Here is a 17,615-nt window from a genome sequence, read left to right on the forward strand (position 1 = left end):
CTGGCGACCATAGCAAGAGTGAACCACCTGATCCCTTCCCGAACTCAGAAGTGAAACCTCTTAGCGCTGATGGTAGTGTGGGGTCTCCCATGTGAGAGTAAGTCATCGCCAGCTCATTATTCCAAAAAGCCCTCTGCTCATGCAGGGGGCTTTTTTTATGCGTGAAATAAAGATGAAATAGAAAAAGGCTTAAATAAATTTAAGCCTTTTTTGAATCTATCTATTTATTGATCTGCAGCGATAATGGACTGTGTGGCATTCTTCAGCATATACAGGGCCTGACCCAATAAAATGTCTTTTTCAGCTAAAGTGACCAGAATAAGAGGGTGTTTCGGTGCTGCAACTGCTGTCAAAATGGCTTTTCCATTTTCTGCATCCAAAGTAATACTCTGACAGCCAGTAAGATGGATCTCTTTAGTAAATGCAGAAACTATCGCTAAAATCGAACTGTTCACAGCAGCAAGCTTGCTATTGTTATAGTTGTCTTTCTTATGAATTGTGGCCAATTCAGACCCATCTGTTGAGCAGACCATTACATAATATACGCCACGAATATTGCTAATGATCTCCTGAATTTGCTGTTTGGCATGCTGAACGAGGGCTTCGGGGGCTTGACGTCTTTCTTGTATAGTAAGCATGCTTTAATCCTTAGCTCATGAGGTTATGGTTGACTTCGATTGAAGTAATGAGGGCTTCTAAGAGAAGCAAGATGTCGTCTTTTTGACGAGCATCTACAAAAAAGAGGGGGGTATAGAGATCCTGCTGGATCAGCCAGTCCTTATAAATCTGGGTAAAATGAGGGCTTTCAAGATCACTGTGCGTAATCTCAATGGCAATATTATGGGTATATTCCTGGAATACTTCGATATAGCTTTCCAGTTCTTGGATCGGATCACTCACTGTATGATCAATAAGGATAATGGCACCTAGTGCGCCTTGACAGATGACAGGTCAGATAAAGTCAAAGCGACTTTGTCCAGGCGTCCCATACAGGCCAATTTTGGTTCCATCTTCTAATGTAATTTCACCATAATCAATTCCTACCGTGGTTTCCATTTTTGAATGACTGCGGTCGTCAGTATTCAGTGCCTCAGTGAGTAGCACTGATATATCAGATAAGGAACGTATTGCGGCTGTTTTACCTGCGCCCATGGAGCCCGCAAAAACGATTTTATATTGTTGTAAAATCATAAGTATTTACTTTATTAAAATCCAAATTTAAATCGAAGCTTTCCAAAAAAGCTTTTAATGAAATTTTGCTGTTCTGTTCTTTCAACTGGCTCAGTGGTGCGATAGCGACTTTCCCAAGCATTAATTTTTTCAATATTTCCCGAAGCCATACTGGCTGCGATAAATTGTCGAAGCGTAAGTAAGGAAATCGCATGTTGCTCAGCAATTTTTGAAATTTTAGCGCCTTGAATAAAGCAGGCAGATATCTGAAAAATACGTTTTTTATGCAGCGAATGAGCCGGCTTTGGCCAGTAGTGAATTTTATAGTGATCATCTTCAGGTGCGATCTGAGCAAAACTAGGCGAGTTCCAGAAAAAATTCCATAACCAGTCTTGGAGAATCTGCGTTTCTCTACGTGTAACTTTTAAGAGGTCGCTAGTAGATGCAAAGTCATATTGAAAAGAAAAGTCTGTGCTTGTTTCAGCCCGGTCTTTGTTTAACCAGGCCAGATTTTTCGCTGAGTCAATGATGGCAATGGTGCCATGCTGATCATAGAGATGTAATTTACCTTTTTCAGGATACAACATCTCTTTAAAAAAGTTAATCGTGTAAGGATGGTCAGAAGATTGCTGGATCTGAATGGGGGCTGAAAATATAGGCTCTTCTATTTCTGAGGTAGTTACTGAATTAAGGACGTTTTGCTCAAACCAGTGCTTGAGAATTTGTGTGTTTTGCAGGGGTAAAGCGAGCGTATTATTTATAATCTGGTTCGAATATTGAGCATTTTTAGAGATACATAAATAAGGGCATTTTTGGTTTTTGAGAACACGTTGGATACCCTCTGTTTCAAGAAAGTATTCATACACCAACAGGCAATCGAGATGAGGATCGGAAGCAGTGTTCCATTGCAGGATAAAATGATCAGGAGTGATGTGCTGTAAAGTCTTTTTTAGTTCATCTGCATCGTGAATACTTAAACCTGCTATTCCAATATGAATATAATGCCTATGCATTTTAAGTCTCGATTAAAGTTTATATTTTATTGGGTGAAGCGCATAAGGATCCCCTTTATTGCATGAAATAAAGGGGAAAACTGTGTATTAGCTAAAGTCTAAGCCTTGTTCAAAAGATTTAAGCTCATGACGAGCCATAGCCAGGTTTGCTTTAGAACGATCCAGTACAAGATACAGGAATACATTATTATTCTTTTCGAGTGGGCGAATGAGATGATATTGCTTACCCAGCGTAATCAGAATATCTTCAATCGAGTCATTCAGGTTTAATGAATTCGCTACACGGCGTTTTGCGCGAACCACTTCTGTATTGCCGGCTGCTGCAAGTTCAAGATCGATATTGCCACCACCTTGAGTTGCTAAAGCCAAGCCGCTTTCACCATCAGCTAATGCTGCAGCAACGAAACCATCAATGTCTGTAAGTGTATCTTAGGTTACCTTAGCCATAATTATTTCCCTGTTATAAAAATAGTTGATGCGATAGTTGTATTTGATGAAGTTCGAATATTATCTTTTTCATTCAAATTCATTATAAAAATGGGGGAGTAAATTACAATTGAAATAAAAACCATATAAAATTTAATGTTTTACTTTATATCTTAATTTTTAACTTGTACTTTTTAATTATGTGATGCGTTTATCTTTTTATTTAAGGATATGTGAAATGATTTTGTGATTATTTTTTAATCTATAATCTCACCTTAATCTAAAAGATGTAATAAAATATTTTGAATGGATTATGGAACTAATTAGGTAAAAATTTCAGTTGAAAAAATAGATTCACTTCATTCCCTGATAAATTTAAAGAATAAAAAAAGCCAATATCTCATTGGCTTTTAGTAAAACTAAATTTTTGAGGTTGAAGTAGTTATGCAAATACGCGTAATACTGCTTCAATCAATACCCAAAGAATCGCAAGCGCAACCACTGGCTCAACGATTTTTGCCCAGGTTGGTGTTTCTACAACAGCAACTTCTTCAACATCATGATGCTGGCTATTTTGATGAACCATTTGGCTAAACTCCTTCATTGATGCTTCTAATGATAGCTCTTCTTCATGAATTGGTTTAGAGCCTTTGAGTTCTGTTAGGTTATTTGTTGTCCAAACCCAATCATCTGCCTGCCCAGACAAATGTTCAATTTGTCCTTTCAACAGCTCTTGGATACTGGTCTGATTATGATTGCCAGTATCATGTAACTGCTTTAATTCAGTCAGCTGAAAATGGAAAATTTCAGACGTGAGCTGCTCCAGCTCGGGTTTCGGTAAAGTTGACTTGTTTTCCACTCGGGTAGTCAGGTGACGGGCGATTTCCAGAATATAAAGTTTATCTGGATGCTTGATTTCATTATATATTTTTTGCGGATTGTTACGCCATTCGCTAATCAGTTTGCCTAAAGTGAGAGCATTGATTTCTGAAATATATTTACGTCTTTCTTCTTTTGTATAGCCTTGTAGAAGCTCAGGCTTTTGAGTTTCTATCTGTTCAACAAAATATTGTACTAAATCAAAAGCCATTCACTTACTCCATTATTTTTAATCTAATAACCTTAGGGTTGGTTTTTTCTTTGCGGGTTCAGGCTGTTCTTCAGTGCTTGATTTTAAAGCATCTTCATCACTTTGTGTATGCTCATATTCATTTGGATCAAAGAATAATCCTTGACCATTTTCACGTGCATAGATCCCGAGGACTGCTGCCATCGGTACATAGATATCACGTGATACACCACCAAAACGTGCTGAGAAGGTGATGGCTTCATTATCCATATTCAGCGCATGAACTGCATGAGGCACAATATTCAGGACAATCTGGCCATCTTTAATAAACTGCTCGGGTACCATGGTGTTTGGACGTGTAGCATCGACCAGCAGATAAGGCGTCATATTGTTATCGCAAATCCACTCATAGATTGCACGTGCCATATAGGGACGAGTAGGACTTAAGTTGAATTCTTGTTCAGACATGATGTTTCTCTACAGATTTGATTTGTTCTTGGTAGCGGTTTTTTTCCTGCAAGGTCATGGATTTTGCAAATGCAGGACGGCTAAAAACTCGCTGGCAATATAAATAAAATGGACGACATTGTTGTCGAGGTAATTCTACTCCCATGCTTTTAAGTCGAATGAAAATGGGAGCCAGCATGCAATCCAAGATGCTGAAATGTTCCGACATAAAATAAGGGAAATGCTGGAACAGGGGCGTTAATGAAATCAGGATATCATGCAACTGTTTTTGAGCCTTCACTTTGGCTGCAGTATCCAGAGTATCCGGATGACATAGCATAATATCGGCCAGTTTGAGCCAGTCATTTTCAAAACGCCAGATATATTGTCGCTGTTCCGCACGAGGCATGGGAGCATCTGCATAGAGCTTGTTCTGGCGGTAACGATCGTCTATATATTCGGAAATGATGCTGGTATTGAATAATTTTAAATCATTTTCAATCAGCATGGGCAGCTGGTTATAAGGATTGAGGCTGGCCAGATCTTCATCATCACTATCGACCAGGATCAGGTTATATTTAATCTGCTTTTCGGCAAGTACGTAGCGAATCCAATGGGAACGAAAGTCATCGGCATGGCTATATAAGGTGAGTCCTTGAAGTGGCGCGCTTTCGACTGACATAAATCCTGATTAAGTTCTAATGAATAGACTAGGATACTAAAAATCAACCTAAAAAGCACGAAGCATAAAAAGCCAATTGGACTAAGGCAGGGTAGAGTAGAGAAAAAAATGAAAGGAGCAGAACAACATGATCATGAATTTTGGCTTAATCATTCTGTTTATTATCATCGGTGTTGCGAATTATTATCTGACCAAATCCTTCTGGTGTCATGAAGGGGTATGGGGTAAGGATGTGCATGAACAATGACAATAAAAATAATATTAAGTGGTCATTTTAAAACCATAAAAAAACCCTGGAATAAACCAGGGTTTTTTGTCCGATTCGGTAAACGAATTAACGTTTAGAGAATTGAGGACGTTTACGAGCTTTACGTAAACCAAGTTTCTTACGTTCAACTTCACGAGCATCACGAGTAACGAAACCAGCTTGACGAAGAGCAGGTTTAAGAGTTTCGTCAGAAGCGATCAGTGCACGAGTAATACCGTGACGGATAGCGCCTGCTTGACCACCGATACCACCACCAGCAACAGTGATGTAAAGGTCATATTTCTCAGTCGCTTCAAGAAGCTCTAGAGGTTGACGAACAACCATACGAGCAGTCTCACGACCGAAGTATTGTTCTAAAGAACGGTTGTTGATTACGAGTTTACCAGTACCAGCAGATAGGAAAACACGTGCAGTTGCGGTCTTACGGCGACCTGTACCATAGTTAGTAGCCATGTGCTGTATCCCTTAGATGTCCAAAACTTGTGGCTGTTGAGCAGTATGTGGATGCTCAGTACCAGCGTACACTTTCATTTTTTTGATCATTGCATAACCAAGAGGACCTTTTGGCAACATGCCTTTTACAGCGCGTTGGAAAATTTCTTCTGGTTTGTGAGCAACTAATTTTTCAAAATTAGTTTCACGAATACCACCAGGGAAACCAGTATGGCGATAGTATTTCTTGTCAAGTGATTTGTTACCAGTCACTTGAACTTGCTCAGCATTGATAACAACGATGTAATCACCAGTGTCAACGTGAGGAGTATAAGAAGTTTTATGCTTACCGCGTAAACGACGAGCGATTTCAGTCGCGAGACGACCTAAAGTTTTGCCAGAAGCATCAACAACGTACCAGTCGTGTTGAACTTCAGCTGGCTTAGCGCTGAGAGTTTTCATTAAACCACTACCTATTATAGTTGGTTTGGACTATGGAAGCTGTCCAAACAAAAGGAGACCGAATTCTACCCGAAAGCCGGGAGAACCACAATGAAAATATAAAATTTCAAGCGCTGTATTTTACAACGTCTTTCAATAAATGACCAGTAGGATTTTTAGCCTATAAACACATATGCTTAATCATTAAATAATAAAATGGACCTAAGACTAGGGGCGCATCTTTGTATGAATGAACACGGTTGTTTTTTAATATGTATTTCTTTAACAAATGGCCTGTCTTCGAGTCTACCTAGGTTTGCCTTCTAAACTGGAGGTAATCCTCCCTGAAAATGCCAAAAGCTAAACATGTCGAGTATTGAGATGATTGCCCGAAACTCTTTATAGGGTTCATTGATGTCAGTCCGGTTTTATCTCTCTTTAATATAATGAGAAAGGTACAGTATTATTTGAATAAACATCATCTAAACCTTTATCTAGAACTTTCCCTGTGAAATTTGTACTAAAATAAGGACAATTGATAATACAGAAGAAAGTCATGCTGCCTTTATATATTACCAGTGGTGAACCTGCCGGAATTGGTCCAGATATCTGCCTGAGTTTGGCGGATCGTATTGATGAACGTCCATTGGTGGTACTTGCCGATCTGGAAATGCTCCGTCAACGGGCGCAGCAGTTAAAACTTCTGGTTGAACTGATTGAATATACAGGGCAAACGACTTCTTCAGAAAAAGGTCAGCTTTATGTCGAGCACGTGCCTTTAAAAGAGCCGGTAGTACTAGGACAGCTGAATAGCCATAATGCCGCTTATGTACTGGAGCAGCTACGTCGTTCAGCTGAATATGCTATGACGAATAAAAGCGTGGGTGTAGCGACTGCACCAGTGCAAAAGTCGGTAATTAATGATGCAGGCATCCATTTTAGCGGTCATACCGAGTATTACCAGGAATTCGCAGGTGTACCGCGTGTGGTGATGATGTTAGCAACCAAAACCTTGCGCGTGGCTTTAGCAACCACACATCTTCCACTTCGTGCAGTTGCTGATGCGATTACTCCGGAACGCCTGCATCAGGTGATTAATATCCTGATTCACGACCTGAAATCCAAATTCAAAATTGAACATCCGCATATTCTGGTCTGTGGTTTAAACCCACATGCAGGTGAGGGCGGTTATCTGGGGATGGAAGAGATTGAAGTCATCAATCCAGTACTGGAGACTTACCGTACTCAAGGTATCAATATGAGCCTGAGCTTGCCTGCAGATACTTTATTTACTCCTGAAAACCTGACAGATGCCGATGCTGTTCTGGCGATGTATCACGATCAGGGTTTACCTGTGTTAAAATCTCAGGGCTTTGGTGAAGCCATCAATATTACTTTGGGCTTACCGTTTATCCGAACTTCTGTCGATCACGGCACAGCACTCTCCCTCGCAGGTACAGGCTTTGCGAAAAGCTCAAGCTTACATGTGGCTGTGGATTTGGCGCTGGATTTAGCGCGTCAATGATCTCGTCTTTATTACACGTTGGAAATGTCTATGTATCAGATTAATGCCTTAAACCCAAAAGATGAAGGGCATCACACGCGTAAGCGTTTTGGTCAAAACTTCTTACATGACCAACGTGTCATTGCTAAAATTGTGCGTTCGGTAAATCCGCGTGCAGGCGAAAATATTGTTGAAATTGGTCCGGGTCTGGCTGCTTTGACATCACCTTTAATTGGTGAATGTGATGCCTTAACCGTACTTGAGCTGGACCGTGACTTGGCCGCTGGTTTGCCGGGTCGTGTGCCGCATCCTGAACGTTTAACCATTATTGAAACAGATGCGCTGAAATACGATTTCACCAATTTGTTTGAAGAAGGTCGTCCGTTACGTGTAGTCGGAAACCTGCCTTATAACATTTCGACACCGCTGTTGTTCCATCTCCTGGAATTTGGTGACAAAGTCAAAGACATGCATTTCATGCTGCAAAAAGAAGTGGTGGATCGTATTACAGCTTCACCGAACACCAAAGAATATGGCCGTTTATCGGTCATGATTCAGTATTACTGTAAACCGACTTTTCTGTTTGAAGTGCCACCAGGCTCTTTCAATCCGCCACCAAAAGTGACTTCTGCCGTGTTCCGTTTGGAGCCGTACGATGTAAAACCGATCGTGGCAAAAAATGAAAAAGCTTTGGCTCGTCTGGTATCGCATGTATTTACCCAGCGCCGTAAGACTTTGCGTAATAGCTTGAAAGGGATGCTGGTTGAAGATGGTTTTGAAAAGGCAGGTGTAGATCCAATGGCACGTCCAGAGACACTGACACTTGCGCAATTTGTGGCTTTATCTGATCAAATGGTAGCTTAAAAATAATGACCCGCACTGTTCGATACAATTATGTGATTGGTGATGTACAAGGCTGTTTCGAAGCCTTGAAGGCACTACTGAAAGAAATCCGTTTTGATCCTGATCAGGACTTTATCTGGTTTGCTGGTGATCTGGTGGCTCGAGGGGAAAACTCGCTGGGTGCATTACGCTTCATTAAAAAGCTGGCGGATAATGGCGTGGCGGCAACAGTACTGGGTAATCATGACCTGACTTTGCTGGCTTATGCACGCGGCATCAAGCCGATTAAAGACAAGGACAATGTCCGTGATGTGATTGATGCGATCGACAGTGATGAGCTAATTGACTGGATCCGTAAACAGCCGATGTGTCTGTTTCCGAATGAACAGACGGTACTGACCCATGCCGGTATTCCCAATATCTGGGATGCAGAAAAGACTGCACAGCTGGCAAAAGAAGTAGAAGCGATCATTGCCCATGATGATTTTGAGGTGGTGGATGCTTTTTTAAAGGAAATGTTTGGGAAAGAGCCTACACTCTGGTCAGATGAATTAGAAGGTCATGAGCGTACACGCTGTATCGTGAATTACCTGACCCGGATGCGTTTAACTGATGCAGAAGGGCGTCTGGAATATAGTTTTAAAGATTCACTGGATGATCCGATGCCAGAAGGTTTTAAGCCCTGGTTTGAATTTGAATCGAAAACTGCAGCAACCCATCAAATTGTATTTGGACACTGGGCCGCTTTACAGGGTAAAACCATTTCTGGGCGAATTCAGAATGTCGATGGTGGCTGTGTCTGGGGTAATCAGTTGATGGCTTATCGACTGGAAGACCAGCAAATGTTTGCCGTCGATAATCCGGTATTTTAAAATATTTAAAGCTCAAAAAAGCCACGTTGAACGTGGCTTTTTTATTGTGCTGATGATTAGTCTGCGCGAATCCAGGTCTGGTTGCGGCCCAGAACTGAAACACCCACACTGGCACGTAGCGTTAAACGCTTGCCGGTATTGTTTAGACGAACCTTGGCATCATAAATTTTACCTGCCAATGGATCAATGACACGACCTTTTTCATAATTTTTGGTGCCTTCAACGTGTTTCAGGCCTTTTAGAATAGTCATGCCTAAAATCGGTTGATCGGTATAAGGGGCTGGGCATTTATTACATTTTTCGCGTGGTGTATAACCTGGACGTGGCGTGATTTTCACAATCTTGCCTGAGTAAGTATTATTCGCTTCTTTTTCGATGACAATGATGGCTTTTGCTGCTCCAGTTTTATCATCAATTTGTTGCCAGGTTCCGCTAATATCTTGAGCCCACAGGTTCATCATGAATCCTGTAGTCAATGTGGCAAGGAGTATCTTCTTTAACATATCCATCATTCCAAAGAACTTTTCATTATTGCCCGCACATGTTAGGAAGATTGCACAAATAGTCAATAAATAATTAAAAATCATGGAATTAAATTTATAAAAAAAGCTGCCTGTTTGGCAGCTTTGAGAAAAAGTGTGAACTTATTCCTGGCGAATCCAGGTCTGGCTACGGCCTAAAGCAGAAACACCCACATAACCACGTAGGGTTAAACGTTTGCCGTTGCTGCTTAGACGAACCTTGGCATCGTAAATTTTACCTGCCAATGGATCAATCACACGACCTTTTTCATAATTCACGCTATCACCGACCTGTTTTAAACCTGTCAGTACGTCCATCCCCAAGATCGGCTGATTGGTATAAGGAGCAGGACATTTATTACAGGTTTTTTGTGGGGTATAACCTGGACGAGGCGTTACTTTGACAATTTTGCCGGCATAAGTACCATTGCTGTCCTGACGGATTTCAATCAGTGCTTTGGGTGAACCAGTCTTATCATCGATTTGTTGCCATGTCCCGGTCAAGTCTTGTGCATAAATGGTCCCAGTCATGAATGTAGCAATGAGCATTAATCCTAATTTAGATTTATTCATTTATATTTATCCTTTTTTCATAGATGAAACAAACTATCCCAAACACAAGCGTGTGGTTTTTTAATTTTGGTTGATTTTAGAGTAATGAGCGTTGCAGATCGCTCGGTCAATCTGCTTTAAGCCTGTTGATTCCCCATGACAGAAACCTGTCGATGTTAATTGCTTTGTTACTGAATTTTCAGTAAAAGCAGAGAAATTCAGTAAGATCTTTAACATGGTAATGTCTTGCATTCTATCTCCTTATATTGCGCATCAAAATCCGTTTGATGCTAAGCCTGTTAAAGCAAATGAATCTAATATTTATATGCATGTTTTATATTGTATAAAAAAAGCATCTGTCTAATATTGATACAACTTAATGCATGAAAATGCAAGCTTCTGTGCACTAAGTCATGAATTAATCTTGTTTAATCCAAGTCTGGCTGCGTCCCAAGGCTGAAACACCTACATAACCACGTAGGATTAGACGTTTGCCATTGGCACTTAATTTAGCTTTGGTGTTGTAAATATTGCCGGATAAAGGGTCAATCAGTTTACCTTGAGAGAAATTATTGTTACCTGCATCCTTTAAGCCGGTGAGTACATCCAGACCAAGAATCGGTTTATTGGTATAAGGTGCAGGGCAGGAAACACAGGTTTCGCGCGGTGTGTAGCCAGGACGAGGCGTAATCTTGGTAATTTTGGCGGTATAAACACCATTTGAAGTTTCACGAATTTCCAGAATTGCTTTAGCTGATCCTGTTTTATCGTCAATACTTCTCCAGGTACCTGAAATATCGGAAGCGAAAGCCAGATGACTGAAAAAGGTCAGGGCTAAAACGGATAATAATTGAACCTTTTTCATAGGTCTGTTCCTGAGTGAAAAATTCTTTATTTCCCTATAGTAAGAATAGTTTCATTCAGAAACAAACGTTAAATATTGATTGATGAGTCACATTTTTTGCAGATAAAGTATAAAAGTTGGCAACCAGATCGCAGTAAAAACGGCATTCACTGCCATGCCAAACGTAGCATAACGTCCGGCAACATTGCCACGCTGCCAGGCTTGAGCTGTACCAATCGCATGTGCTGCTAGACCTAGAGCCAGACCTGAAGCACGCTCATCATTGATATGTCGTAAAATAAATGGTGAAAATGCTGCACCAATTACGCCAGACAAAATGACGATCAGAATGGCCAGACTAACAGGTGCCTCCAGTAAGGTCGCAATATTAATTGCAATTGGTGTCGTGACTGCACGGGTGGCAAAGGCCATGATGTCGCCAGAAGACATATGTAGTAAATAGGCGAGACCCATCGGTAAGGCGACCGCACTGATACTGGCAAAAACCAGAATTCCGACAATAGCTTTCAGTGGCAGGTCATCATAACGCATGGCGGCTAGCGGAATCGCCAGTGCAACTGTGACATAACCAAGCAAATGGTTAAACAGTGGATTGACCTCATCCATATAATGCTCATAAGGAATACCCAGCACCAATAAAATCACCAGCACCAGGAACATGCTAAACACAATCACAGGAATTTGCGGAATAACACGATTGCAGGGTTTGGCAAGCAGATAAGCAATTAAGGTAATCGCAAAGCCATAAAGAACAGAAAACATGTGCGACTCCTATAACCAGCGTTTTGCCATTTTGGCGTAGATCCAAAGAGGGAGCAGAGTACTCAGGCATAACACCAGCATAAAGGCCGGAATTTTTTGTCCCATATGCATCAACATAATTAGCGCGCCTGCACTAATCGGTAAAAAAGCGAAGGCACTTTCTTTCATCAGCTTGTTATTAGTATCCACCAGACGCGCTGGAATTTTGCCAAAATAGCGCCAGGCAAATAAGGTGACTAGCAGGCTGATGAGTCCGACCAGGTTGCCCAATTCAGGATGATCTAGCTGGGTCATTAGCCAGACTGAAGCTTCACGAAATACAATAATTAAGAGGAGAGTGCTGATCCATGCTGGCCAGTCAATATGTTTTATCCAGTTCATTGGTGATGTCATTTAAAAGTTTACTTATCAAGTTTTACTCGATCTTACGCTGGATTTCAAACTCTTCAAGTGGACGCTGGAATTGAAGTGCTTGAGATCGCAGAATTTCTTCTATCGGTAAATGAGCCTGTTTGATCAACTGTTCCAGCTTCGGAGGTGCAATCCGTACATCGATATGTAACTGACCTTCATCATCATAATGTTCAGACTGAATCACGTTCAGCGCATAAAGTTGATTGCGCAGTTTGCCATAGGCAGGTTTCAATACCAGTTCAAAGTGCTGAATCTGACCCATTAATGCTTCATGCACGGCTTTGCGTAACAGATCCAGACCTTCACCACTATGTGCTGAAACATAGACCCGTTCAGGCTGACCGGGCTGGCGATAAATGATTTTGGCATCTTCACCGCTACAGTCGATTTTATTATAAACCCGTAACACCGGGACGTCGGCACCAATTTCCTTGAGCACCTTTTCAACGGCTTCAATTTGTTCAAGCATTTCCGGACTGCTGGAATCAATCACATGCAAAAGCAGGGTGGCTTCAACGGTTTCTTCCAGAGTTGCTTTAAAAGATTCGACCAGTGAATGCGAAAGATTACGCACAAAGCCTACCGTATCTGCCAGTACCAGATTACCGACGCCGTCCCATTGCAGGCGTCTTAAAGTTGGATCCAGAGTCGCAAATAGTTGGTCTGCTGCATAAACATCGCTATCGGCCAGAATATTGAATAAGGTAGATTTTCCCGCATTGGTATAACCTACTAAAGACACGGTTGGAACAGCCGCTTTTTGCCGAGCAACACGGCCCTGAATACGGGTTTGACGGACTTTTTCTATTTTGGTTTTAAGCTGTCCCATGCGGATACGCAATAAACGGCGATCTGTTTCTAGCAGGGTTTCACCCGGACCACGCAGACCGATCCCGCCTTTCTGGCTATCCAGATTGGTACGGCTACGAACCAGTCGTGAAGACAGATGCTGTAATTGTGCCAGTTCAACTTGCAGTTTCCCTTCATAGGTACGGGCACGCTGTGCAAAAATATCGAGGATGAGTTCGGTACGATCAACCACCCGGCAATGCACCACATTTTCAAGGTTACGTGCTTGGGCAGGTGTCAGCGCATGATCGAAGATGACCAGATTGGCATCCAATTCTTTGACCCGTTCAGCAATTTCTTCTGCTTTTCCTGAACCCACAAAAAATTTGGCATCCGGTTTTAAGCGTTGAACAAAGAGATGTTCCAGAATTTCGGCATTTGCAGATTGAGCTAACAGATGAAACTCTTCAGCATCAAGGTCATCCAGCATTTGTACGCTCACACTGACCAGTATGACGCGTTCTTTTCCCTGATGTTGCTCAAAATATTCCACTCAGGCCAATCTCCAGTTGAAAACTTCATTTTAGTTGAAAATGAACTTTACAGATACTGAAATAGCGGGCTTTGTTTTAGAGTGCCGTGACAAACAGTTGTGCAAGTGTTACGAGCAGCGCCGTATATAACAGGGTACCACCCAAGATATAGCTCAATACTTTTAAGGGCCGAATCATCTCAGCTGATTTCACTGTTTCATCTTGCATGATGAGCATCCTTTTTAATCTAATATTTCGATTGATTTATTTTATTTAATTCATTTAATGAATTTAAATTGAAAATATAGATGTACTTGGTCGTTTTTTATTATCAATGCAAGTTGGACATGAACAGTATAAAATGGGTTTAATTCGTGGATATTCCCTGTATCTTGTTTAGGATTTAGTGATCTTTTTATGAACTCGACTGTACAAAATCAATCACCTGAGATACAAGGTTTTGCAAAATTCTTTCTTTATACAAGAAAAACGACTTCTGCATTAGCAGCCATCAGCCAGGGGTTTTATCTGGTTTACCGTCATGGTTTGTATAAAGATCCGAATAATCCGAACAATACCCGATATGTGCAGTATTTCTGTCGCCAGTTGTGCAAGGTATTTAATATTGAGGTTCAGGTCCATGGCGTGATTCCACGTGAGCCGGCATTATGGGTGAGCAATCATGTGTCCTGGCTGGATATCGCCGTTTTGGGTTCAGGCGCGCGAGTGTTTTTTCTGGCCAAAGCTGAAATTGAAAATTGGCCAATTCTAGGCAAGCTGGCTAAAGGTGGTGGCACCTTATTTATCAAGCGTGGTTCAGGAGATTCGGTCAGAATCCGTGAACAGATTACCGGCTTCCTGAAACAGAATATTCCAGTTCTATTTTTTCCTGAGGCGACCACATCTGATGGACGCTCAATTAAAAAAATTTATGGACGTATTCTGGGTGCAGCGATTGAAGCGCAACGTCCGGTACAAATCTGTCTGATCTGTTATGTGAATCAGCAGGGTGAACTGGATATGGTGGCGCCTTTTATTGGGAACATCAGTTTTGCCAAACATGTACAGAATGTTCTGGAAATGCCTAAAGTGACAGCTCATCTGATGGCCTTACCAGCAATTTCGACTGAAGGGCATACAGTAGAAAGCCTGACTGCATTAGTACATGAAAATATGCTGGAGGGTTTGCAAAGGTTGCAAGCCAAAGTATTAAAAAAGCCTCATTAAGAGGCTTTTTTATTAGAAATACTCAGAGATATTCATTACATAAAACCTTCGATCGGGAGGATTGACAGGAATTTTATTGAGGCTTTTTGATACCACTTCATTCCTGGCTCTTTTTTAAAGGTCTTTGTTTCACCTTTGGCATTGTGGATTTTCCAGTTAATGTTCTGGTTGGCATCTAGAACCAACTTATAGGCATACTTGCTTAAATTCTTGTCCATGGTTTCGTGTACTGCACGGGCCAGATTAGGACTATTTAGCAATACGCCAATTTCAGTATTCAAATAAGCTGAACGCGGATCGAAATTAAAAGAACCGATAAATACCTGTTTCTGGTCAATGGCCATCAGTTTGGCATGCAGGCTGGAACGGCTCAGGCCTTTTAAGCTGACCTTCGCTTTTTGTGCCAGCTCTTCAGTATTGGCATTCAGGTTGTCGGCATCTGGCGCGGCCAAAAACTCATAGAGCTTTACATCATTTTCCAGCAATTCCTGACGATATTTAGCATAAAAGGCATGGACCAGCGGCACGTCATTGGCCTTATAGGAATTGGTCAGTACTCGGACTTTGACATCTTCTGAAGCCAGTTTCTTGAGACGTTCTGCACCCTGTTTTTCCGGTACAAAATAGGCCGACACAATATCCACACTCTCTTCCGGTTTTTCCAGATGCTGTAGTAACTGGAAGTTCAAGTGATCTTCAGTTTTAGCCTTTGACTTGATTTTACTTGGTGGGTCTTTAACGACTTCAGCTTCTACCCAATCAAGCTGAATATTGTGTTCCAGCCATTTATCGAAAGCCTGAGAACGATTGGCCAGATTCAGGTAATTCTGGATTGCAGTATCATGGCTATATTCTTCCAGCTGCTGTTTCAGGCTCGGGTAGCGTAGCGTATGATGACGAGGATTAACGATCTGCCGCACCGGGTAGGCATAATCATCATTCCAGTATTCATCAAAAGAATGAATGATTTCATCAGAAGCGGCACCGACCAACATCACATCTACATCAGAGAACTGATAACTGTCACTGACGTTATAATACTGGTTACTCATATTACGGCCACCAATCAGGGCAATCTGGTTATCGGCAATAAAGCTTTTGTTGTGCATGCGGCGGTTGATCCGTTTTAGATCCAGCAGCATATCCATGGCACGGTATTTACGGAAACGGTAGGGGTTATACAGTTTGACCTCAATATTCTGGTGCTGGTCCAGCGCCAGATAAATACCTTCCATTTTCTTGGCATTGTTGTCGTCCATCAATAAACGGACTTTTACGCCACGGTCTGCTGCCTGAATGAGGGCATGCAGAGCCAGTGCACCAATACGGTCGTTATCCCAGATGTAATATTGCAGGTCCAGACTGCGTTCTGCTTTATTAATCAGCTGGATACGTGCAGCGAGTGCTTCGAGCGGATCTGGCAACACGTGATAACCGGTCAGGCCAATATTCTGCCGACGTAAGGGCTCAACAATCTGGGCCAGACTGGTTTGCGAGGTATCCGTTTCAAATGCCATCCGGCTAGGCTGTTCAGTTTGCGGAGGCAGCGTACTGCAAGCAGGAATGCCGAGTACCAGGCTGCAGCTCAGTAAAATGCCAGCTTTATAGCGGTAAGCTTTTGATAAGCCAGAGGGTTTTGAATGAGCGGAAGCGTGGGGAGCATTTACCATAAACATCAAAGACTGAAAAATTTGGATTGAGTATAATTGCCAGCTATGAAAAGATAAATATAAAGCCACTAATCAGCTCCTCGACTCGACAAGGCAAATCTATGTGGGATACCAGTTCCGTACTTTTTTATTTTTATCTAGGCATGGCCATTCTTGCCGTTTGGGCAGTGTATCAGGCCTGGTCGAGTCAGTCTCGTACAGAAACCATTCATCCCTTTAAAGCGTTTTGTCACCTGCTGGCTTTTTATCTGGCCTATTTACTGATTCCGTTGGTGTTCTTCAGTATTTATGCAGGATGGATGGGCTACTATTCGATTCATGAGTCTATTTTTATTTTCGTGATTAGTGCCGTACTCAGTTATGCACGTTTTATCGAGCCGCATTTGATTCGGGTCGAAACCACGCCTTATCAAATCAATCCTCAGCAGAAACTTAAAAAACCGGTACGGATTGCCCTGATTGCAGATTTACATATTGGTCTGTTTTCTGGACATGAACGCCAGTTAAGACAGATTGTACATAAGCTGAACCATCTGAAACCGGACTTGGTGGTGGTTGCAGGGGACTGGACCTATGAACCGGAAAATAAACTGGCACAGGAGCTGGCTGTCTTAAAGGAAATTCATGCGCCGGTATATTCGGTGACAGGGAATCATGATGAACAGTATCCTGGCCCTCCGATTCAGGAATTGCTTCGTTATGCGCTGGAAGTGAATCAGGTCATGGATATTGAAGGGCAGATTGTCGAGTTTGATGAATTTCGTCTGTTAGGGGTAGGGGATCTTTGGGCTGGAAAAACCGATATGCGCGCAATGCCGGATCTGCCTCAAGACAAGCCTTGGGTGATTCTGTCGCATAATCCAGATACCGTGGATATGGTGCCGAAATTGCCAACACGACCATTGATGCTTTCTGGACATACACATGGTGGGCAGGTCGAGTTACCCTGGCTGACGGATTATGTGATGAAAAAGGTTTCCATTCTGGGCCATAAAAAAGGCTTGTACCGGCATGAGCATGCAGATGTATTTGTGACCGTGGGAACGGGCATGGTAGGGGTACCATTTCGTTTTCGCGTACCACCAACCATTGATATTATCGAATTGGTCTAAAAA

Annotated in this window: 22 protein-coding genes, 1 rRNA gene and 1 pseudogene; 6 read left to right on the forward strand and 18 right to left on the reverse strand. The window is 42.0% G+C overall.

All coding sequences use genetic code 11. From position 1 onward, the window contains the following. Window positions 1–114: ribosomal RNA gene (gene rrf / locus FTV25_RS11795) — 5S ribosomal RNA — on the forward strand; the annotation flags it as partial. A gap of 110 nt (window positions 115–224) precedes the next feature. On the opposite strand, the gene FTV25_RS11800 is transcribed toward rrf, so the two are convergent. From FTV25_RS11800 to rplM, 9 genes and pseudogenes are all read right to left on the reverse strand, one after another. Then, the gene (locus FTV25_RS11800) at window positions 225–638 is read right to left on the reverse strand and encodes a roadblock/LC7 domain-containing protein (protein ID WP_180003900.1); all 414 of its coding nucleotides are present in this window, start codon (window positions 636–638) and stop codon (window positions 225–227) included. 10 nt (window positions 639–648) lie between these two features. After that, window positions 649–1,191: pseudogene (locus FTV25_RS11805) on the reverse strand (ATP/GTP-binding protein). A 14-nt stretch (window positions 1,192–1,205) separates the two neighbouring features. Then, window positions 1,206–2,036: a hypothetical protein gene (locus tag FTV25_RS11810; RefSeq protein ID WP_373683631.1), complete on the reverse strand. Its 831-nt coding sequence runs from the start codon at window positions 2,034–2,036 to the stop codon at window positions 1,206–1,208. A gap of 234 nt (window positions 2,037–2,270) precedes the next feature. Then, window positions 2,271–2,597: a roadblock/LC7 domain-containing protein gene (locus tag FTV25_RS11815; protein WP_249365120.1), complete on the reverse strand. Its 327-nt coding sequence runs from the start codon at window positions 2,595–2,597 to the stop codon at window positions 2,271–2,273. A gap of 454 nt (window positions 2,598–3,051) precedes the next feature. Continuing rightward, entirely contained in the window at window positions 3,052–3,699 is a 648-nt protein-coding gene (locus FTV25_RS11820) for a hypothetical protein (protein ID WP_180003890.1), read from the reverse strand. Between the two features lie 18 nt (window positions 3,700–3,717). Further along, window positions 3,718–4,146, reverse strand: a complete 429-nt coding sequence (locus tag FTV25_RS11825) for a ClpXP protease specificity-enhancing factor (RefSeq protein ID WP_034704105.1) — start codon at window positions 4,144–4,146, stop codon at window positions 3,718–3,720. Continuing rightward, a complete protein-coding gene (locus FTV25_RS11830; RefSeq protein ID WP_180003888.1) occupies window positions 4,139–4,807 on the reverse strand; it encodes a glutathione S-transferase N-terminal domain-containing protein in 669 nt (222 codons plus the stop codon). Before FTV25_RS11830 ends, FTV25_RS11825 begins: the two co-directional genes overlap by 8 nt. A gap of 334 nt (window positions 4,808–5,141) precedes the next feature. Next, window positions 5,142–5,528 carry a 30S ribosomal protein S9 gene (gene rpsI / locus FTV25_RS11835; protein ID WP_004785251.1) on the reverse strand — a complete coding sequence of 129 codons (387 nt, stop codon included), beginning with the start codon at window positions 5,526–5,528 and terminating at the stop codon, window positions 5,142–5,144. Between the two features lie 12 nt (window positions 5,529–5,540). After that, complete coding sequence (gene rplM, locus FTV25_RS11840) at window positions 5,541–5,969, reverse strand: 50S ribosomal protein L13 (protein ID WP_004785249.1); 429 nt, start codon at window positions 5,967–5,969, stop codon at window positions 5,541–5,543. 535 nt (window positions 5,970–6,504) lie between these two features. On the opposite strand from rplM, the gene pdxA reads away from it, so the two are divergent. The 3 genes from pdxA to FTV25_RS11855 are packed head-to-tail and all read left to right on the forward strand — an operon-like array spanning window position 6,505 to window position 9,167. After that, window positions 6,505–7,473 carry a 4-hydroxythreonine-4-phosphate dehydrogenase PdxA gene (gene pdxA / locus FTV25_RS11845; protein ID WP_218947833.1) on the forward strand — a complete coding sequence of 323 codons (969 nt, stop codon included), beginning with the start codon at window positions 6,505–6,507 and terminating at the stop codon, window positions 7,471–7,473. A 30-nt stretch (window positions 7,474–7,503) separates the two neighbouring features. Then, entirely contained in the window at window positions 7,504–8,316 is an 813-nt protein-coding gene (rsmA, locus tag FTV25_RS11850; protein ID WP_159123656.1) for a 16S rRNA (adenine(1518)-N(6)/adenine(1519)-N(6))-dimethyltransferase RsmA, read from the forward strand. 5 nt (window positions 8,317–8,321) lie between these two features. Then, window positions 8,322–9,167, forward strand: coding sequence for a symmetrical bis(5'-nucleosyl)-tetraphosphatase (locus FTV25_RS11855; RefSeq protein ID WP_180003886.1), 846 nt, complete (start codon window positions 8,322–8,324; stop codon window positions 9,165–9,167). Window positions 9,168–9,223: 56 nt separating this feature from the next. On the opposite strand, the gene FTV25_RS11860 is transcribed toward FTV25_RS11855, so the two are convergent. The 8 genes from FTV25_RS11860 to FTV25_RS16115 form a co-directional block, all read right to left on the reverse strand. Continuing rightward, the gene (locus FTV25_RS11860) at window positions 9,224–9,670 is read right to left on the reverse strand and encodes a DUF2147 domain-containing protein (RefSeq protein ID WP_179993345.1); all 447 of its coding nucleotides are present in this window, start codon (window positions 9,668–9,670) and stop codon (window positions 9,224–9,226) included. A gap of 141 nt (window positions 9,671–9,811) precedes the next feature. Next, a complete protein-coding gene (locus FTV25_RS11865; RefSeq protein WP_004785238.1) occupies window positions 9,812–10,261 on the reverse strand; it encodes a DUF2147 domain-containing protein in 450 nt (149 codons plus the stop codon). A 60-nt stretch (window positions 10,262–10,321) separates the two neighbouring features. Beyond that, entirely contained in the window at window positions 10,322–10,492 is a 171-nt protein-coding gene (locus FTV25_RS11870) for a hypothetical protein (protein ID WP_159123658.1), read from the reverse strand. A gap of 166 nt (window positions 10,493–10,658) precedes the next feature. Beyond that, window positions 10,659–11,105 carry a DUF2147 domain-containing protein gene (locus FTV25_RS11875; RefSeq protein ID WP_159123659.1) on the reverse strand — a complete coding sequence of 149 codons (447 nt, stop codon included), beginning with the start codon at window positions 11,103–11,105 and terminating at the stop codon, window positions 10,659–10,661. 87 nt (window positions 11,106–11,192) lie between these two features. After that, window positions 11,193–11,867, reverse strand: coding sequence for an LrgB family protein (locus tag FTV25_RS11880; RefSeq protein ID WP_166139224.1), 675 nt, complete (start codon window positions 11,865–11,867; stop codon window positions 11,193–11,195). A gap of 9 nt (window positions 11,868–11,876) precedes the next feature. Further along, a complete protein-coding gene (locus FTV25_RS11885; RefSeq protein ID WP_034704120.1) occupies window positions 11,877–12,248 on the reverse strand; it encodes a hypothetical protein in 372 nt (123 codons plus the stop codon). A gap of 34 nt (window positions 12,249–12,282) precedes the next feature. Next, window positions 12,283–13,623, reverse strand: a complete 1,341-nt coding sequence (hflX, locus tag FTV25_RS11890) for a ribosome rescue GTPase HflX (RefSeq protein ID WP_180003884.1) — start codon at window positions 13,621–13,623, stop codon at window positions 12,283–12,285. Between the two features lie 76 nt (window positions 13,624–13,699). Then, window positions 13,700–13,831 (reverse strand): hypothetical protein, encoded by a 132-nt coding sequence (locus FTV25_RS16115; protein WP_004785224.1) that lies wholly within the window; start codon window positions 13,829–13,831, stop codon window positions 13,700–13,702. Between the two features lie 189 nt (window positions 13,832–14,020). Here FTV25_RS16115 and FTV25_RS11895 point away from each other — a divergent pair, with 189 nt between their 5' ends. Beyond that, the gene (locus FTV25_RS11895) at window positions 14,021–14,830 is read left to right on the forward strand and encodes a 1-acyl-sn-glycerol-3-phosphate acyltransferase (protein WP_159123662.1); all 810 of its coding nucleotides are present in this window, start codon (window positions 14,021–14,023) and stop codon (window positions 14,828–14,830) included. Between the two features lie 35 nt (window positions 14,831–14,865). Here the strand turns inward: FTV25_RS11895 and FTV25_RS11900 are convergent, their stop codons facing one another. Continuing rightward, the gene (locus tag FTV25_RS11900; RefSeq protein WP_179993348.1) at window positions 14,866–16,500 is read right to left on the reverse strand and encodes a phospholipase D family protein; all 1,635 of its coding nucleotides are present in this window, start codon (window positions 16,498–16,500) and stop codon (window positions 14,866–14,868) included. Window positions 16,501–16,601: 101 nt separating this feature from the next. Between FTV25_RS11900 and FTV25_RS11905 the strand changes: the two genes are divergently transcribed. After that, window positions 16,602–17,612 (forward strand): metallophosphoesterase, encoded by a 1,011-nt coding sequence (locus FTV25_RS11905; protein WP_034704127.1) that lies wholly within the window; start codon window positions 16,602–16,604, stop codon window positions 17,610–17,612. The last annotated feature ends 3 nt before the right edge of the window (window positions 17,613–17,615 follow it).

This window comes from Acinetobacter sp. YH12249 (assembly GCF_013417475.1).
Lineage (GTDB): Bacteria > Pseudomonadota > Gammaproteobacteria > Pseudomonadales > Moraxellaceae > Acinetobacter.